At 37.9% G+C, this 16729-nt stretch carries 17 protein-coding genes and 1 riboswitch; of the genes, 6 read left to right on the top strand and 11 right to left on the bottom strand.

Going from position 1 to position 16729, the window contains the following annotated elements; genetic code table 11:
* Positions 1-26 precede the first annotated feature (26 nt).
* The 7 genes from rseP to rimO all read right to left on the bottom strand — a co-directional run bounded on the left by rseP (position 27) and on the right by rimO (position 6925).
* A complete protein-coding gene (gene rseP / locus SOI81_RS06910; protein ID WP_320541442.1) occupies positions 27-1382 on the bottom strand; it encodes an RIP metalloprotease RseP in 1356 nt (451 codons plus the stop codon).
* Between the two features lies 1 nt (position 1383).
* On the bottom strand, positions 1384-2580 hold the full coding sequence (ispC, locus tag SOI81_RS06905; protein WP_320541441.1) for a 1-deoxy-D-xylulose-5-phosphate reductoisomerase: 1197 nt from the start codon (positions 2578-2580) through the stop codon (positions 1384-1386).
* Positions 2581-3405 carry a phosphatidate cytidylyltransferase gene (cdsA, locus tag SOI81_RS06900; protein ID WP_016140731.1) on the bottom strand — a complete coding sequence of 275 codons (825 nt, stop codon included), beginning with the start codon at positions 3403-3405 and terminating at the stop codon, positions 2581-2583.
* Positions 3405-4157 carry a polyprenyl diphosphate synthase gene (uppS, locus tag SOI81_RS06895; protein WP_016140730.1) on the bottom strand — a complete coding sequence of 251 codons (753 nt, stop codon included), beginning with the start codon at positions 4155-4157 and terminating at the stop codon, positions 3405-3407. Before uppS ends, cdsA begins: the two co-directional genes overlap by 1 nt.
* A 5-nt stretch (positions 4158-4162) precedes the next feature.
* A complete protein-coding gene (gene frr, locus SOI81_RS06890; protein ID WP_016140729.1) occupies positions 4163-4717 on the bottom strand; it encodes a ribosome recycling factor in 555 nt (184 codons plus the stop codon).
* An 85-nt stretch (positions 4718-4802) separates the two neighbouring features.
* On the bottom strand, positions 4803-5531 hold the full coding sequence (pyrH, locus tag SOI81_RS06885; protein ID WP_000852257.1) for a UMP kinase: 729 nt from the start codon (positions 5529-5531) through the stop codon (positions 4803-4805).
* A 50-nt stretch (positions 5532-5581) separates the two neighbouring features.
* Positions 5582-6925, bottom strand: coding sequence for a 30S ribosomal protein S12 methylthiotransferase RimO (gene rimO / locus SOI81_RS06880; protein ID WP_320541440.1), 1344 nt, complete (start codon positions 6923-6925; stop codon positions 5582-5584).
* 341 nt (positions 6926-7266) lie between these two features.
* On the opposite strand from rimO, the gene glnL reads away from it, so the two are divergent.
* The 5 genes from glnL (at position 7267) to SOI81_RS06850 (ending at position 12538) form a co-directional block, all read left to right on the top strand.
* A complete protein-coding gene (gene glnL / locus SOI81_RS06870) occupies positions 7267-8376 on the top strand; it encodes a nitrogen regulation protein NR(II) (protein WP_016140727.1) in 1110 nt (369 codons plus the stop codon).
* Positions 8363-9856, top strand: a complete 1494-nt coding sequence (gene glnG, locus SOI81_RS06865; RefSeq protein ID WP_320541439.1) for a nitrogen regulation protein NR(I) — start codon at positions 8363-8365, stop codon at positions 9854-9856. Before glnL ends, glnG begins: the two co-directional genes overlap by 14 nt.
* 265 nt (positions 9857-10121) lie before the next feature.
* Complete coding sequence (adeN, locus tag SOI81_RS06860; RefSeq protein WP_016140725.1) at positions 10122-10775, top strand: multidrug efflux transcriptional repressor AdeN; 654 nt, start codon at positions 10122-10124, stop codon at positions 10773-10775.
* Positions 10776-10887: 112 nt separating this feature from the next.
* Positions 10888-11805 (top strand): ornithine carbamoyltransferase, encoded by a 918-nt coding sequence (argF, locus tag SOI81_RS06855; protein ID WP_016140724.1) that lies wholly within the window; start codon positions 10888-10890, stop codon positions 11803-11805.
* 208 nt (positions 11806-12013) lie between these two features.
* The gene (locus SOI81_RS06850) at positions 12014-12538 is read left to right on the top strand and encodes a protein tyrosine phosphatase family protein (RefSeq protein ID WP_239975372.1); all 525 of its coding nucleotides are present in this window, start codon (positions 12014-12016) and stop codon (positions 12536-12538) included.
* Here SOI81_RS06850 and ispF read toward each other — a convergent pair.
* The gene (ispF, locus tag SOI81_RS06845; protein WP_016140722.1) at positions 12526-13017 is read right to left on the bottom strand and encodes a 2-C-methyl-D-erythritol 2,4-cyclodiphosphate synthase; all 492 of its coding nucleotides are present in this window, start codon (positions 13015-13017) and stop codon (positions 12526-12528) included. The genes SOI81_RS06850 and ispF overlap by 13 nt on opposite strands.
* 100 nt (positions 13018-13117) lie before the next feature.
* Here ispF and SOI81_RS06840 point away from each other — a divergent pair, with 100 nt between their 5' ends.
* Positions 13118-13762, top strand: coding sequence for a hypothetical protein (locus tag SOI81_RS06840; RefSeq protein WP_016140721.1), 645 nt, complete (start codon positions 13118-13120; stop codon positions 13760-13762).
* A 45-nt stretch (positions 13763-13807) separates the two neighbouring features.
* On the opposite strand, the gene SOI81_RS06835 is transcribed toward SOI81_RS06840, so the two are convergent.
* The 3 genes from SOI81_RS06835 to SOI81_RS06825 all read right to left on the bottom strand — a co-directional run bounded on the left by SOI81_RS06835 (position 13808) and on the right by SOI81_RS06825 (position 16637).
* Complete coding sequence (locus SOI81_RS06835; protein ID WP_239975370.1) at positions 13808-15052, bottom strand: D-amino acid dehydrogenase; 1245 nt, start codon at positions 15050-15052, stop codon at positions 13808-13810.
* Between the two features lie 175 nt (positions 15053-15227).
* A riboswitch (glycine riboswitch) is annotated at positions 15228-15316 on the bottom strand.
* 143 nt (positions 15317-15459) lie between these two features.
* Entirely contained in the window at positions 15460-15951 is a 492-nt protein-coding gene (locus SOI81_RS06830) for a hypothetical protein (protein WP_239975368.1), read from the bottom strand.
* Positions 15952-16193: 242 nt separating this feature from the next.
* Entirely contained in the window at positions 16194-16637 is a 444-nt protein-coding gene (locus tag SOI81_RS06825) for a BLUF domain-containing protein (RefSeq protein WP_016140719.1), read from the bottom strand.
* Between the last annotated feature and the right edge of the window lie 92 nt (positions 16638-16729).

The following is a 16729-nucleotide window of genomic DNA, read 5'->3' as shown; positions in this document are numbered from 1 at the left end:
CCAGTAAGTTATAAATCCATATACGTTTACAAACGCATAAAATCGTTAAATAAAGCTAAAAGCATCATACTACCGAGCAGTACCATACCAATTTTTAGACCAAACATTTGTATTTGTTCAGAAACAGGCTTACCGCGAATAGCCTCAATAATGTAATAAACAAGATGTCCACCATCTAGCATTGGAATGGGCAATAAATTTAAAATTCCAAGACTTACACTCATTAAAGCCATAAATGAGATGAAAGTCTGCCATCCCATTTCTGCACTTTGTCCCGCTACTTTCGCGATAGTAATTGGTCCAGAAAGATTCTCTAAACCAATTAAACCCTTAACCATTTTTACTATCGAACTCAATATCATGCTAGAGATTTGGCCAGTCTTATCTAACGACATCTCGAAAGCTTGTATTGGAGTATATTGAATTGTTTGCTTATATTCGTCAGGAATTGTAATTTTTCCTGCATCGCTTTTTACGCCTAAAACCCCGCTCACTTGCCCCATGTTGTCACGCTTTCCTTGAGGCATGACTTGCAAATGAACGAGTTGACCATTACGCAACACATCAATACTGAGCAATTTTTCTGGTGAGTGTTGTACAACTTCTACCACATCAAACCAGTCTTTCATCGCTTGACCATTAATAGATACAATACGATCACCGACTTTCATTCCTTGTCGAATTGCTGCTCCATCTGCAGTCAACTCAGTTACAACAGCTGGAATAACAGGACGATATGGTAAAAAGCCTAATACATCTAAAGCTGATTCATTCTGATTTTTTAAAAAGTTTTTAATCGGCAAAACAATATTTTTTTCAGTGCCTGCACGATCTACATCAAGATTTAGGCTACCAGTTTCACCCACACGGTCAATCAAAGCAAAGTTAAGTTTTTCCCAAGTTTGCGTTTCTTTTCCGTCAACAGCAATAATCTTGTCACCTACTTGCAGTTGGGCAGTTGCTGCTGGCGAGTTTGGTATAACTTTACCTACTCTCGTATTTAGTTGTTCTTGTGCTGGTAAAAATAGAATCCAGAAAAGTAAAACAGCAAAAATCAAATTAATTAAAGGTCCGGCCGCAACAATTGCTATACGTTTCCATGGTTTTTGACGGTTAAACGCATAAGGTAAATCTTGCTCTGCAACATTACCTTCTCGCTCATCGAGCATTTTTACGTAACCGCCTAAAGGTAAAGCTGAAAGTTGATATTTAATTCCAGATTTTTTTGATGTCCATTTGAGTAATGTTGGACCAAAACCAATTGAATATACTAAAACCTTAACGCCAAGTTTTCGCGCCACCCAATAATGGCCGAACTCATGAATTGCAATTAATGGACCGAGCAAGAGAGCTGCTGCTGCAATCATAAATAATGCGCTCATTTCAGCCTCCTATACTTGATATATACTGCTGTGCTACTTGTCGTGCTACTTCATCTTTATTTAAAATAGACTCGATATTATCAGCAACTGAGTTTTCCAATTTTTGCAAAGTATGCTCTACCACTTGTGGGATATTTGTAAATCCAATCTGTTCCTTTAAAAATGCAGCAACAGCAATCTCATTTGCAGCATTTAAAATAGTGGGTGCCAACCCTCCTGCACGCATTGCCTGACGTGCCAAGTCAAGTGCAGGAAATTTCTGGATATCCGGTGCTTGAAAATTAAGTTGAGAATACTCAAATAAATCTAAAGCAGGAACATTAGTCTGTAAACGCTCTGGCCATGCTAATGCATGAGCAATCGGAGTACACATATCTGGATTACCCATTTGCGCTAATGTTGAACCATCAACATATTGCACCATAGAATGAATAATACTTTGTGGATGAACAACAACTGTAACAAAATGTTCAGATATTGAAAACAAATGACATGCCTCAATTAACTCCAACCCTTTATTCATAAGAGTAGCTGAGTCAACTGAGATTTTCTGCCCCATAGACCAGTTCGGATGCTTACAGGCTTGCTGTGGGGTAACTTTTTCTAATTGTTCTAACGAATGATTTAGAAATGGGCCACCTGAAGCGGTCAATAAGATTCTTGATACGCCCTGTTGCGGCTGTCCATTTCTTTCAGCCTCTAAATAATTATGAGGTAATGATTGGAAAATAGCGTTATGTTCTGAATCTACAGGTAATAATAATGCCTGATGATCACGTGCTGCTTGCATCATGATTTCACCGGACATTACCAAAGCTTCTTTATTAGCTAGCAAAACGCGTTTACCAGCTTTTACAGCCGCTAATGTTGGCAATAAACCTGCTGCACCAACAATCGCAGCCATAACCACATCCACATCAGGGTGAGATGCGATACTTACCAACCCTTCCTGATCAGTCAAAATCTCAATATTTCGTAATTCATTTTCTACAAATAAAGCTGCTAATTCATCAACTTTTTGCTTTGGAACAACTACAACTTTTGGTTGGAATTGTTTACATATATCAACCAATTCAGAAATTCGACTATGAGCGGAAACTGCAAATACTGAATACTTATCAGGATGTTGATTTAAAATTTTTAAGGTACTTTGCCCAATGGAACCGGTTACACCCAATATGCAAACAGATTGTGTCATTTATAAATCTACACCAATAAGTTTTAATATATACATTCCCGTTGCAAAAATCGGGGCTGCAGCAAGTAAAGAATCAATACGGTCTAAGACACCACCATGACCAGGTAGTACACGTCCAGAATCTTTAATACCAGCACGTCGTTTAATCATTGACTCAAATAAATCACCCAAAACTGAACCAAATACTGTAATGAGTGACAATATAAGAAATAGAATTTGCTGGATTAAAGTTAAATTTAAATAATTATATTGCACAACCAGCATAACCAATATAGTGGTGATAATACCACCATATAACCCTTCTACTGATTTGTTCGGACTTACGGTTGGAGCTAACTTTCTTTTACCAAATTTACGACCAACAAAATAAGCACCACTATCTGCGCCCCACACAAGCAAGAACAGATACATTAACCACCATGGTGAACTTTGCCACACGACAAAAATTGAAGTTACTGCAGCACAGACTAAAATTATGCCAATTACATACAAAGTCGCGTTATACCAACCATCAAATTCAGGAAAAGACTTGACCCAATAAACGCTTACAAGCCAAGTCAAAATTGAGGCAGACCACAACAATAAGGCAATATCATGGAAAAATAAGGCAACACCTGAAACGAATGCAACAAGCAGACCGTAGCACCAAGCTTTAGGCTTTACAGCATTTACAGTTTCACGAGGCATTAATTTATACCATTCATACCCCGCAACCCCTGCTGCTACAATCATAAGAACCAACATTGGATAATGTGATTGCGTAGCAAACATACAGCCTAAAACAACTGCAACAAGTACCAATGCGGTAACAATCCGCTCTAACATTATAAGTTCTCTATTTTCTCTTGCTGAATTTGTTCAGATGTTTTGCCAAAACGACGCTCACGCCCTGAAAAAACATTCAATGCATGATCGAATTCTTGTACTGTAAATTCTGGCCATAAAGTATCAGTAAAATACAGCTCCGCATACGCTGCTTGCCATAACAAAAAGTTAGATATGCGATAATCTCCACCTGTACGGATCAATAAGTCCACAGCTGGCAGATCGTTTAGACTGACATATTTTTCGAACAAATCAACATTTATTTGATCAGCACCAAATTCACCACGAGAAACTGCTTCAGCAACTTGTTTTGCTGCATTTGCAATATCCCACATCCCACCATAGCTCACGGCAATAGTTAAGGTCATAGTGTCATGATGTGCTGTTTGTTGCTCTGCATCTTCCATTAAGGCAACTAAGTGTGAGGGTAATCGAGAACGATCACCAATAAAACGCAAAGCAATATTGAATTTCTTCATGCGAGGTATTTGCTCATGAATAGTTTCTTCAAGAAGCTTCATAAGCAGATCGACTTCAAATTGTGGTCGATTCCAATTTTCGCTTGAAAATGCAAAAACCGTTAAAGCACGAATACCCGTTTTTTTACAATGTTCAACGATAGGATCAAGAACATTTTTACCCTCTCGATGTCCATCGCCTTTTTGCATTTGATTTTTTTTTGCAAAGCGGTTGTTGCCATCCATGATGATGGCAACATGCTTAGGAAGATGATACTCTTCTGAATCGGTCATAAAATTTAGACCTTCATCAATTCTGCTTCTTTCGCTGCAAGACGTTTGTCTACTTCTGCAACATATTTATCTGTAATTTTCTGAATATCCTCACCTGCACGGCGCTCATCATCTTCAGAAATTTCTTTTTCTTTCAATAACGCTTTAATATCACCTAACACATCACGGCGAATATTACGAATCGCAACTTTTGCATTTTCAGCTTCACTACGTGCAACTTTTTGCATGTCACGACGTGTTTCTTCAGTTAATGCAGGTAAAGGGACACGAATTGAATCTGCCGTAATCGGGTTTAAACCAAGATCGCTTTCACGGATTGCCTTATCAATAGCAGATACCATAGTACGCTCGAATGGTTGAACAACAAGTGTACGAGAATCTTCAATACCTACGTTTGCTACTTGATTTAAAGGCACATCAGAACCGTAGTAAGGAACCATCACACCATTTAAAATTGATGGGTGTGCACGGCCGGTACGAACTTTAGCAAACCCTTGTTCCAAAGAATCAAGAGTTTTTAACATACGCTGTTCGCTGTCTTTTTTCAGATCGTTAATCATATGATCTACCTTACTTATTTATTCAAGAATGTATTTAACAAATTTAATTTAGCGCTAGTATAAAGAGCTTTCAACAACACGTACATTATTTAGTAACGCGTGTACCCTCTTTTTCGCCCATTACTACTGACAATAGCGCACCTGATTTATTCATATCAAAAACTTGTAGCGGCACATTATGGTCACGACATAAACAAATAGCTGTCAAATCCATAACACCAAGCTTTTCATCTAATACCTGATCAAAAGTTAAATGATCGTATTTAACTGCGTCTTCGTATTTACTTGGATCTTTATTATATACGCCATCTACTTTGGTTGCTTTTAGAATTAAATTCGCTTCAATTTCAATTCCGCGCAAGCATGCTGCTGTATCAGTTGTAAAGAATGGATTTCCTGTACCAGCAACAAAAACACAAACTTCGCCCTGACTCAAATGACGAATCGCATCACGACTTGAATAAGATTCTACAACCGTACCAATTGGTAATGCAGACATAAGACGAGTTCTGATATTACGGCGAACCAATGCATCACGCATAGCCAAACCGTTCATTACAGTTGCAAGCATCCCCATTTGATCGCCAGTAACACGACCAACCAAGCCATCTTTTTGCAACTGACTGCCACGATACAAGTTACCGCCACCAACAACGATACCCACTTGCACGCCCAAACCAACTAAGTGAGCAATCGAAAGGGACATTTGATCAAGAACTTGGGCATCAATACCCATATCTTTATTACCTGACAATGCCTCACCAGATAGTTTTAATAAAATGCGTGAATAACGGGGGCTAATTGTTTCCGCCATGAGTTTGCTCCAAAACCTCTTAAACTGAATGCTTTTTGAATCGTTATCGATTAGACCGACTTAATTTTAATTAACTTTGCAAATAAATCGTATTCATCCGCATCGGTGATTTCGACTTCCAACATATCGCCTGGTTGAATAGTGCTCTTATCGATATCTTCTACAAAGACATTACCGTCAATTTCCGGAGCATCCGCATAAGAACGTGCAACAGCAACAGGATATTCATCTTCCAAACTATCGACTAATACAGTCATCGTTTGACCAATACGTTTTTGCAACTTGGCAGCAGAAATTTGTTGCTGCACTTGCATAAAGCGCTCGTAACGCTCTTGCTTAATTTCTTCAGACACATGATCGGGTAAATCATTTGCCGTAGCGCCTTCTACTGGTGAGTAGGTAAAGCAGCCTACACGATCAAGTTCAGCTTCAACTAACCAATCGAGTAATATTTGAAAATCTTCTTCAGTTTCGCCAGGGAATCCCACCACAAATGTAGAGCGAATCACAAGTTCAGGGCATTTTTCACGCCACAATTTAATTTTTTCTAGTGTATTTTCACTGTGAGCCGGACGCTTCATTAACTTAAGAATGCGCGGGCTTGCATGTTGGAATGGAATATCAAGATAAGGTAGGATTTTACCTTGTGCCATTAAGTCAATAACTGCATCGACATGTGGATATGGATAAACATAATGTAAGCGCACCCAGATGCCAAGTTGGCCTAGTGCTTCACACATATCAAAGAATTTTGTTTTAACAGGTTGGCCATTCCAGAAATCAAGCTTATATTTGGTATCTACACCATAAGCTGATGTGTCTTGAGAAATAACCAAAATTTCTTTAACACCTGCTCTTTTAAGCGCAGCAGCTTCTTCCAGTACACTTCCGACTGGACGAGAAACAAGATCGCCACGCATACTTGGAATAATACAGAAGGTACAACGATGGTTACAGCCTTCAGATATTTTTAAGTAAGCATAATGTTTAGGTGTTAAACGAATTCCCTGTTCAGGAACCAAATCAACAAATGGGTTATGTTTAGGCGGTGCTGGCACATATTCATGCACAGCTTCCATCACATCTTGATAAGCTGCTGCACCAGTAACCTTTAAAACGTTTGGATGCATTTGACGAATTTTATCTTCGTCTTTACCTAAGCATCCAGTAACGATTACTCGACCATTTTCACTCATGGCCTCGCCAATTGCATCTAGCGACTCTTGTACCGCAGATTCAATAAAACCACAGGTATTAACAACTACTAAATCAGCACCATCATAATCTGATGCAACTTGATAACCTTCAGTCTTTAACTGAGTTAAAATTCGTTCAGAATCTACCAATGCCTTAGGACAACCTAAAGAAACAAAACCGACTTTGGGGGTCTTCATGAATCTGCGCTCCACTTGAATGCGCGTATTGTATGTCTTTTCTTGCCTCAAGCATAGGTGGAAAGCCTACTCTTTGTGTAATGCACCAAAATACGACCAACATTTGCACCAAAACTCACCTTTGCACCAAGTTGGTTCATGTTATTATCTATTTTTAAGCCATCAGTTTTGATCAATAGATATAAAGACCGATTTCAGCGCGTTTTTAAATACCTTAAAACTTTAAAATAACCCATAAACAAAGTTGGCGTATATTTTGCATCGTTCATGTTCTATAACGGTGAAAATCCGATAACCAAGAAGATGCCATTGCGCTATTTTAAGACAGGAACGATTCGCTAATGGATCAACACAACCCTATCGACTATCGCCTATTGGTAGACAACCTAACTACTGCGATTTTATTGATCGATAGTAACTTAAATATTTTTTATTTAAATTCTGCCTGCGAAGCACTATTTGATATTAGTTTGCTTCGAGCTTCAGGACAGCCCGTTCTAAACCTACTTCATGCACCTGATGATACTTTTAATACACATGAAGCGTTATTAAACACCATAAAAACCGGTCAACCCTATACTCGTCGAGAAGCTGTTATTAATGTCAACTTTAAAGATCTTCATGTTGATTACACAGTATCTCAATTAAATACCGGTAAAAGTTATCATCCATTACTTTTGATTGAGCTCAACCCGATTGATCGCATGTTAAAGATTTCTAAAGAAGAAAATCTGGTACAACAACATCAAGTGGCTAGGCAGCTTGTACGTGGCGTTGCCCATGAAATTAAAAACCCACTTGCAGGTATTCGTGGTGCCACTCAATTACTGGCTCGAAGTTTAAACGATAAGAGTTATTCGGAATTTACGGATGTCATTATCAATGAAGTAGATCGCTTAACAAACTTGGCAGATACCATGTTGGGTTCTAGACAACTTCCAAGTTATGAAAATGTTAATGTACATGAACCTTTAGAGCGGGTACGTTCACTGATTGCTAATCAGACAAAGAAGAAAATTAAAATCATACGGGATTATGATTTGTCTTTACCCGATGTTAATGCTGATCGTGATCAATTAATTCAAGTTATGCTCAACATTAGTGTAAATGCAATTCAAGCTATAACAGAAAACAAAGCATTCTTTATAGATCATGAACCGGAGCTAATTCTACGCACACGCATACAACGTCTTGTCACAATTAATGGTGTACTCAATCGCTCTACTGTACGAGTCGATATAGAGGACAATGGACCAGGCATCCCAGAAAGCATTTTGGAGTCTGTGTTTTATCCTTTGGTTACTGGACGAGCAAAAGGTACCGGGCTTGGCCTGAGTATTGCACAGAATATTATGCATCAACATAACGGAATGATTGAATGCCAATCTGTTCCTGGAAAAACAATTTTTAGCTTATATTTACCTTGGGAGTCAGACCGTGTCGCGAAATAAAATATGGGTTATTGATGATGATCGCGCCATGCGATGGGTATTGGAAAAGACCTTTAAAGAAGAAGGATTTGACGTTACCAATTTTGAAGAAGCTCAAACTGCGCTGGAACGTTTGCATCATGATGCTCCCGATGTCATTTTAACTGACATCCGAATGCCTGGAATTGATGGGTTAACTTTTTTATCTAAAGTCAAAAATTCTCATCCAGATTTACCTGTCATTATTATGACAGCGCACTCTGACTTAGAATCAGCTGTATCAAGCTATCAAACAGGTGCATTTGAGTATTTACCAAAACCTTTTGATATTGATGAGGCTTTAGCTTTAGTCAATCGTGCAATTCTGCATATCAACAAACTACAACAACAAGAAGCTACAAAAACAGCTTCACCTCTTCAATCAACAGAAATTATTGGTGAATCTCCTGCAATGCAGGAAGTTTTCCGTGCTATCGGTCGTTTGTCTCAATCCCATATTACCGTTTTAATTAATGGTGAATCGGGTACAGGTAAAGAGTTAGTTGCTCATGCTTTACACAAGCATTCCCCACGCCGCGCCAAACCTTTTATTGCTTTAAATATGGCAGCAATACCAAAAGACTTGATTGAAACTGAGTTATTTGGACATGAAAAAGGTGCTTTCACAGGTGCAAACACTCAACATCAAGGTCGCTTTGAACAAGCAAATGGTGGAACACTATTCCTTGATGAAATTGGTGACATGCCATTTGAAACACAAACTCGACTACTGCGCGTACTCGCTGATGGTGAGTTTTATCGTGTAGGTGGACATATTCCAGTTAAAGTTGATGTTCGAATCGTAGCGGCAACACATCAGGATTTAGAAAAACTGGTAAATGAAGGTCGCTTCCGTGAAGACTTATATCATCGCCTAAATGTGATCCGTATTCACATTCCTAAACTTGCTCACCGTAGCGAAGATATTCCAATGCTTGCTCAGCACTTTCTTGCGCGTGCAGGTAAAGAACTTGGCGTAAGTCCCAAAATCTTACGTGCCGAAACCACAGACTATATGCAACAGTTACCATGGCCCGGCAACGTTCGACAACTTGAGAATACATGCCGTTGGTTAACTGTAATGATCACTGGTCGTGAAGTTTATCCAGAAGATTTACCATCAGAACTCAAACAGGTTCCCTTACAAAAGAATAGTGACTCTGGACAACCGGCACCTTCCTTTGAACGTATCTCCCTACACCATTGGGATGAACTACTCAATCAATGGGCCATTCAAAAGCTTAAGAATGGTGAAATGAAAATTTTGGATATTGCTACGCCAATGTTTGAACGCACGTTGATTAACGCGGCATTACAACAAACACGCGGACGCAAACGTCACGCAGCAGAACTATTAGGTTGGGGTCGTAATACCCTAACTCGCAAGTTAAAAGAACTTGGAATGGACTCTGCAGATGATGATGAAGAAGATGAGCATAAAATTACTCAAACTGAAGCCTAGAAAGCTTATGAGTTAAGTTCAAAGCGGTTAAGTCATTCTTAGCCGCTTTGTTTTTATTAGCAATTTTTCATTAAATTCTAAATAAACATAAGGTTACATCATATTACCCACCTACAACCCACTCTAAGCTTATATTTTCTATTAGTTTATTTATTGAATTAGCCATGTATTGTTCAGCAGTTAACCTAAAAAAATAGCAACAAGCATCCTTAAAGATAGTTTTGCTATACTAGATAGGCAAAGTTAACCGTTGTTATGAAATTATATGCATGATCCAGTCCTTGAGTCACATCACTCAGTATGTGATAAACCACAAACACGTCGCGGTATTGAACGTCGTTTAGCACTATTGTTAAGCGCAACCGAGCTGTTTTTGGATAAAGGATATGATGCTGTTTCACTCGATGACATTGTGAATCATGCGGGTGGTTCAAAAGCTTCAATATATAAGTATTTTGGCAATAAAGATGGTTTATTCACAGCAATTTGCGACTATCGCCGTGAAATGTTCTTTAAAGATATTTGCATCCCTTTTCAGCCCTCACAAACCTCTCTACGCGATTATTTAGTTCAAACGCTTATTCGTTTTTATACTCATATTATTCAACCTGAACATATCGCTTTTTTGCGTCTAGTTATTGAGCAAACCCAATGCAATGCAACTTTGAGCCAATACTTATATGAAAAGTGTGCTCAAGATGTACAAAACACAATTGCTCAGGCACTTCTACTTTCTCATCAAGCTGAAGAAATTTTTTGCGCATCTCCAGATTATTCTTCACTAATGTATTTTGGAATTTTACGCGATATTGAATGGCGTATGATTATGGGAATGCCCCTCCCTCCCAATGAGAAAGAAGTCATTGATTATATTAATTATTGTGTAGATATTTTCTTAAAGGGCCATCATAAAGTCTAATTCTTTTGCATTTTAAAATGCTTATAGTATAGTAGACTTCTTTTTTCCCACATCCACCCAGCCAACAACAGATAATTGTTGTATTTCAAAACAATTATTATGGAGTAGCTACATGGCTCTAAGACATTTCCTGACTTTACGTGATCTATCCACTCTAGAACTTAATCGCATTTTAGAACGCGCAAGCGAACTAAAAAAAATGCAACATGACAATAAGGTCTATCAGCCTTTTGTCGGTAAAGTATTGGGAATGATTTTTGAGAAATCTAGTACGCGTACACGTATCTCTTTTGAAGCAGGTATTAACCAATTTGGCGGCAGCGCGATTTTCTTATCGCCTCGTGACACACAGTTGGGACGTGGCGAACCAATCGAGGACTCAGCACGTGTAATTTCAAGCATGCTTGATATTGTGATGATTCGTACCTTTGGTCATGACATTGTTGAACGTTTTGCATCTTATTCAAAAGTTCCTGTGATTAACGGCTTAACTGATGACCATCATCCATGCCAGTTACTTGCTGACTTACAAACGTATATTGAACATCGCGGTAGTATTGAAGGCAAAACGGTTGCGTGGATCGGTGACGGCAATAATATGTGTAACTCATATATTGAAGCTGCACATATGATGGGTTTCAAACTTAAGATTGCATCACCAAAAGGATATGAACCTAAACCTGAATTTTTAGCAGAGTTTGGTCATTGTGTTGAGCTTTTTGATAATGCAGAAGATGCAGCAGTAAATGCTGATCTCATTGTGACAGATGTATGGGCAAGCATGGGCCAAGAAGAAGAACAAAAACTTCGTGAAAAAGCCTTTGCTGATTTTCAGGTTAACGAAAAATTAATGAGTCTTGCTCACCCTGACTGTTTATTCATGCATTGCTTACCTGCTCATCGTGGTGAAGAAATTTCTGAAACCATGCTCGATCATAAAAATGCAGTAGTATGGGATGAAGCAGAGAATCGTCTTCATGCTCAAAAAGCTTTAGTCGAATTTTTATTGAATGAAAATCTAAAAGCTTAAGTATTGAGCAGGTAAGCAATTAGACAGGAAACAGCATCTTTATGATGCTGTTTTTTTTATTTTATAAGGCTTGTACTTTTCCAGTTAATTATTTTTAAAATTTTGATAACGTTGTCGAATATATAAGCAGGCTGTATTTCAACTATTCTCTAGAATCGTGTATAACATTCTACACAATAAGCTAAGCCTACTCGTGTAGAGTGCGATCATGACAACCCTTGAACAATCATTATCTCAAATTCCCGCATTTTCGATTATTCATGAACATTTATTTAGTTCGGCACAGCCTTCCATTGAACAACTAAAATTGATTAAAGAGTATGGCTGTAGCACAGTCATTAATCTTGCTTTAACTAATGCCCCAAATCACATTGAGAATGAAGATCGTATTTGTTTAGACCTTGGTTTAAATTATATTCATATTCCAATTGATTGGGAGATGCCTTCTGCTGAGCAGTGCTTATTAGTTTTAGATTTGGTTAATCATTTAGTGCAAAATGAAATTGTTTGGGTACATTGTGCCAAAAATAAATGCGTAAGTTGTCTTATGTATGTCTATAGACAGTTTTATATGAATATGGACATGCCGACTTCACAAGATTTACTACACGAAATTTGGGAACCTAATGAGACTTGGACTGGTCTCATTCATAATATTACCTTACAGCTACAAGGCCGTAAGGCAACTCTCGAACTTCAACAGTCTTTGCAACAGGCCGATCACTTAGTGTGATGAGAGACTAAAACAGTCGCCGTAGCCAAAATACCCTCTTGACGACCGGTAAACCCTAGTTTTTCGGTTGTCGTTGCTTTAATACTAATTTGATTAATATCGACATTTAAAACATCAGCAATGCTTTGACGCATTTCCAAATTGTGCTTAGCTAATTTTGGACGCTCACAAGCTACCGTAATATCGGCATTATTTAACTGATAACCACGGTCTAAGATTAATTGGTAGACATGCTTTAACAATACGCGGCTATCCGCACCCTTGTATTCCGGATCAGTATCAGGAAAATGTTGTCCAATATCTCCAAGCGCTAAAGCACCTAATAAAGCATCACATAGTGCATGAAGCACCACATCACCATCAGAATGTGCTTTCAAACCATGTGTGTGTGGAATTTGAATACCAGCCAATGTAACAAAGTCCCCCGCTTCAAAGGCATGTACGTCTATTCCTTGTCCAATACGAATCTGAGCAACCATATAAATTATTACCTTCCATAAAAACTTAAGAAATCTTGTATTCAGCCTTTCTGTTTCGCTATAGTACACCTAGCAAAGTAGACTGAAAGTATAAGCGATCATGCTGTCTAATACTGATATGAATCAATTGAAAAGATTAAGTTTTGTCGTGACACTGAGTTGTTTATGTTCACCTCTTGTCTTTGCAGAATCCATAGACTGTTCCAATACTGGAGCTGAGCTTAAAATCTGTTCAAAAACATTTAGTGAATCGAGAAAGCAACTCAATAATAAATATCTTTCTGCATATTTAGTTACTGATGCCCCTTTACAGCTTTTACAGGATACACAAAAGTTATGGTCTAAGCATACTCAGCAATGCAAGAGTAATACGTGCATTCAACAACAGTTTGATTTACGTACTGATGACCTAAATTTTTATGCGTCGCTTAAGCAAACCCTTACCCAACATTATCTTAAGTTTGAAAATGGACATATAGCAGCTCAACCTGTCCACATTCAAGTCCATCAACTCGCGAAAGATAAAATCAAAATTGAAGGGATAGCCTACCGCAATCCAAATAACCGCAAGGAAACTCAAACGATTTCACTGATGGCCTATAGTTCACCTGAACAAAAAAGTGAAATTTTAGACAATGAGCACAACTGTAAATATCAGTTTAATTTTCAAAAAGCTTTACTGAATGTGAAAACCCAACAAAAAGGCTGTGAGCGTTTTAGCGGAATATATCGACTATATGACTAGCACTTTAAATAAAAGCCAGTGTTTGAACACTGGCTTTTTTAGCTTCTACGCTGGATATTTTTGAGCAATATCTTGACCGACTAAAACGGCGGTTGCCGCAGACAAAGTCCAACCTAAATGCCCATGCCCTGTATTATAAAAAACACGAGGTTGTTTAGATTGTTTCACCACTGGCAACATATTCGGCATCATAGGTCTTAAACCTGCCCAAGGCACCACATGCTCAGTTGAGATATCAAAGTTACGGTTTACCCAATTGACTAATGGTTGAATACGATCAGCTCTTATGTCGCGGTTATAGCCATTAAACTCAGCGGTCCCCGCTACACGCAATCGATCCTTACCTAAACGAGAGGTCACAATTTTTGCACTTTCATCTAGTAAGCTCACCCAAGGAGCATTCTTTACACTGTGCTCATCTCTTAATTGCACAGTAATTGAATAACCTTTTACTGGGTACACATTTACTCGCTCACCAATCATGTCAGCAAGTTGATAACTCCCTACACCACCACAAACAACAAGCACATCGCCTTCAAGCTGGATGTTATCAGATTCAACCCGATAAGGATGCTCTGCACTTGGCTGACAAGTCACGACTACTTTGTCTGCGCTGCACTTAATATCCATAACTTCTAGGCCGAACTTATATTGAACGCCATATTGCTTAGTCTTCTCGGCCAAAGAGGTCGAATACTTATGAATATCGCCCGTTGCATCACTTGGTGTGTAATAACCTCCGAAGTAATCTCCCGTTAACGATGGCTCTATTGTTTTCATTTCATCAGGTGAAACCGAATAGCGCTCTAATGTACCTTTGTTCAATACATTATTCACTTGTTTAGCAATCTCGTAGTCAGCCTTACTATGATACATATGGAGAATTCCACGTTTCTCCAAATCAAACTCAAGTTGCTCTTTTTCCGCAACTTCAAATAAACGCTTACGAGCGAGTAATGCCAAACGAACTGTTTCAATCGTATTCGCTTCATAGTTTTTAATATGTGATAGAAACTCAACTAGCCAACTATACTTATGCAAACTAAATGAAGGATTCAGCAATAGAGGTGCATCTTTTTGTCTCATCCATTTAAAGCCTTTAATCACGGTGGCTTTTTGGTTCCATACTTCAGCATTACAAGCCGATAGTTGCCCTCCATTGGCAAATGACGTTTCCATTGCAGGATATAAATGTCGATCGATCACTGTGACTTGATAACCCAGTTGCGATAATTCATAAGCAGAGGTAACCCCTGTGATTCCCGCACCTATCACAATAACATGTGGCATAACAGACTCCTCAGAAATGCAAAGCATTTCATCAGTACAGCCCATCTGTCATTGGTACCTGAGAGTTTCGACCCCAACGTTACCTTTTAACGTTTAGATCTTCCCCTTCGGTGAGTTTATAATTTATAAGTTATTATTTTCCATTCTTATAAATCTAAGCTTCTCTCCAGATTTTTTAATTATTACAGTCCTTTTGCCTGAGAGTTTCCGGGCTTGTTGCTCCTTCGGCGGGTTCTTAATGAACCTCTCTCCCGCAATAATTTTGTATTTATATAAGCAATGTATCTGCCACATTGAAAAAAACGCATTCTTTTCTTGTAAACTTTTGTATAAGCAATTTTTTAGTTATAAAAATTTGATTTATATAAAAAAGGTGAATTAATATAAATTCACCTTTTTTATATAAATTAGAGTTTTCCGTTGAGCACTTGGTCTGTAACTGTACCCTTCCATTGCTCACGCAAAGTAGGTAAATAGAATTTTTCACCAATAGTGACCAGTTCAGCATCAATCAATGCGTGAACTTCGTGCATAAAAATATAATCAAGTGCAACTAAAGAAAGCTGATGGTTCTTTTGGGCTGTTTTCTTACGTTTTACCTGTGCTTGTTTCACTAACTCATTTGCAAAGTTTTTATCTTTGTAAGCAGTAATTGCGTTTAAACGAAGCTCAATAACACCCCATCCCGCTAATAGCTTTTTAAAGATTTCAAAATCTTTTGAGGTTGATTCCCAAGTTACATTTTCTAGGTCATTATCTTCAGGTAAAACTGGCAACAATAAGTCCGCTGTACTTGGGAAAATCTTTTTAAGATTTAACAGAAACTTAACCGGCTGATCACTAGGGTAATCATTAAATTGCACATGTTGTTGGGTATCTGTTAAATAAATAGAGAGCATTCAAAAAATCCTTAGCTAAGCAACTGTTTTTATTTATTTTATCTCTAACTTCGCAAAATAAATGCAAAACAAAAAACAATATAAAAACAGGATAAGGTGGGCATTTTAACAATTATGACGGCTTATTCAACGCCAATTCACCATTAATTAGTGAAACTTTAAACCTTTGTGATAAAAAGCCCTCCGAAGAGAGCTTAAATTTAAATAGAACACTTAAAATCCAATGTCATTCCTAGTTTTGATTAAACTTGGTATTGATCGACTTTATGATTGGGTTGATCTACAAGCAATTCAATAAAAGTTGGAATGGATGTAGTGTTAAGCAAATATGGATTAAACTCATCAACATGATGATGACGAAAGAAATCTTTTATTTTCGTATTAATAGGAGCAAATTTCATGCTCCAATGTTTAAATAAACGTTGTTCGGAAGATTCAGAAAAGATGATTTCGCAGTTTTGGTGTCTCGAATCTTTTAAAATTAAGTTATAAAAAAGTGATTCGACTTGTTCTTTCTCACCTTCCAAATATTGCAAGAAGTATCCATTACCATAGTAAAGTACTCCTGTAATATCATTATAAGAATTGAATTTGACTGCTTCTGTGAGAATATCAATTAAATCTTGTTTTATTTGACTATGTTCACTATTGGTTTTACTTGCATACATAAAGCCTATTAAACTCATAGCGATACTCGAAGATAAATTTCAGTGTCCATTCTGACATCTACCTACTCCTCTTACAATGTAAGCTATTTAAAACCTTGTATTTCAAAAGT

It is taken from the genome of Acinetobacter pittii, assembly GCF_034067285.1.
In the GTDB taxonomy this organism is placed as follows: Bacteria; Pseudomonadota; Gammaproteobacteria; order Pseudomonadales; family Moraxellaceae; genus Acinetobacter; species Acinetobacter pittii_E.
The sequence above is the reverse complement of the archived record's forward strand: the minus strand, read 5'-3'. Positions and strand labels throughout refer to the sequence as shown.

Bases quoted from the DNA above. Each gene is read 5' to 3' on its own strand.
- SOI81_RS06825 (WP_016140719.1), bottom strand. From the start codon at position 16,637: ATGAGTTTAATAGGCTTTATGTATGCAAGTAAAACCAATAGTGAACAT.
- uppS (WP_016140730.1), bottom strand. From the start codon at position 4,157: ATGACCGATTCAGAAGAGTATCATCTTCCTAAGCATGTTGCCATCATC.
- rseP (WP_320541442.1), bottom strand. From the start codon at position 1,382: ATGAGCGCATTATTTATGATTGCAGCAGCAGCTCTCTTGCTCGGTCCA.
- ispC (WP_320541441.1), bottom strand. From the start codon at position 2,580: ATGACACAATCTGTTTGCATATTGGGTGTAACCGGTTCCATTGGGCAA.
- SOI81_RS06830 (WP_239975368.1), bottom strand. From the start codon at position 15,951: ATGCTCTCTATTTATTTAACAGATACCCAACAACATGTGCAATTTAAT.
- frr (WP_016140729.1), bottom strand. From the start codon at position 4,717: ATGATTAACGATCTGAAAAAAGACAGCGAACAGCGTATGTTAAAAACT.
- SOI81_RS06835 (WP_239975370.1), bottom strand. From the start codon at position 15,052: ATGCCACATGTTATTGTGATAGGTGCGGGAATCACAGGGGTTACCTCT.
- rimO (WP_320541440.1), bottom strand. From the start codon at position 6,925: ATGAAGACCCCCAAAGTCGGTTTTGTTTCTTTAGGTTGTCCTAAGGCA.
- SOI81_RS06840 (WP_016140721.1), top strand. From the start codon at position 13,118: ATGCTGTCTAATACTGATATGAATCAATTGAAAAGATTAAGTTTTGTC.
- argF (WP_016140724.1), top strand. From the start codon at position 10,888: ATGGCTCTAAGACATTTCCTGACTTTACGTGATCTATCCACTCTAGAA.
- ispF (WP_016140722.1), bottom strand. From the start codon at position 13,017: ATGGTTGCTCAGATTCGTATTGGACAAGGAATAGACGTACATGCCTTT.
- cdsA (WP_016140731.1), bottom strand. From the start codon at position 3,405: ATGTTAGAGCGGATTGTTACCGCATTGGTACTTGTTGCAGTTGTTTTA.
- adeN (WP_016140725.1), top strand. From the start codon at position 10,122: ATGCATGATCCAGTCCTTGAGTCACATCACTCAGTATGTGATAAACCA.
- glnL (WP_016140727.1), top strand. From the start codon at position 7,267: ATGGATCAACACAACCCTATCGACTATCGCCTATTGGTAGACAACCTA.
- SOI81_RS06850 (WP_239975372.1), top strand. From the start codon at position 12,014: ATGACAACCCTTGAACAATCATTATCTCAAATTCCCGCATTTTCGATT.
- pyrH (WP_000852257.1), bottom strand. From the start codon at position 5,531: ATGGCGGAAACAATTAGCCCCCGTTATTCACGCATTTTATTAAAACTA.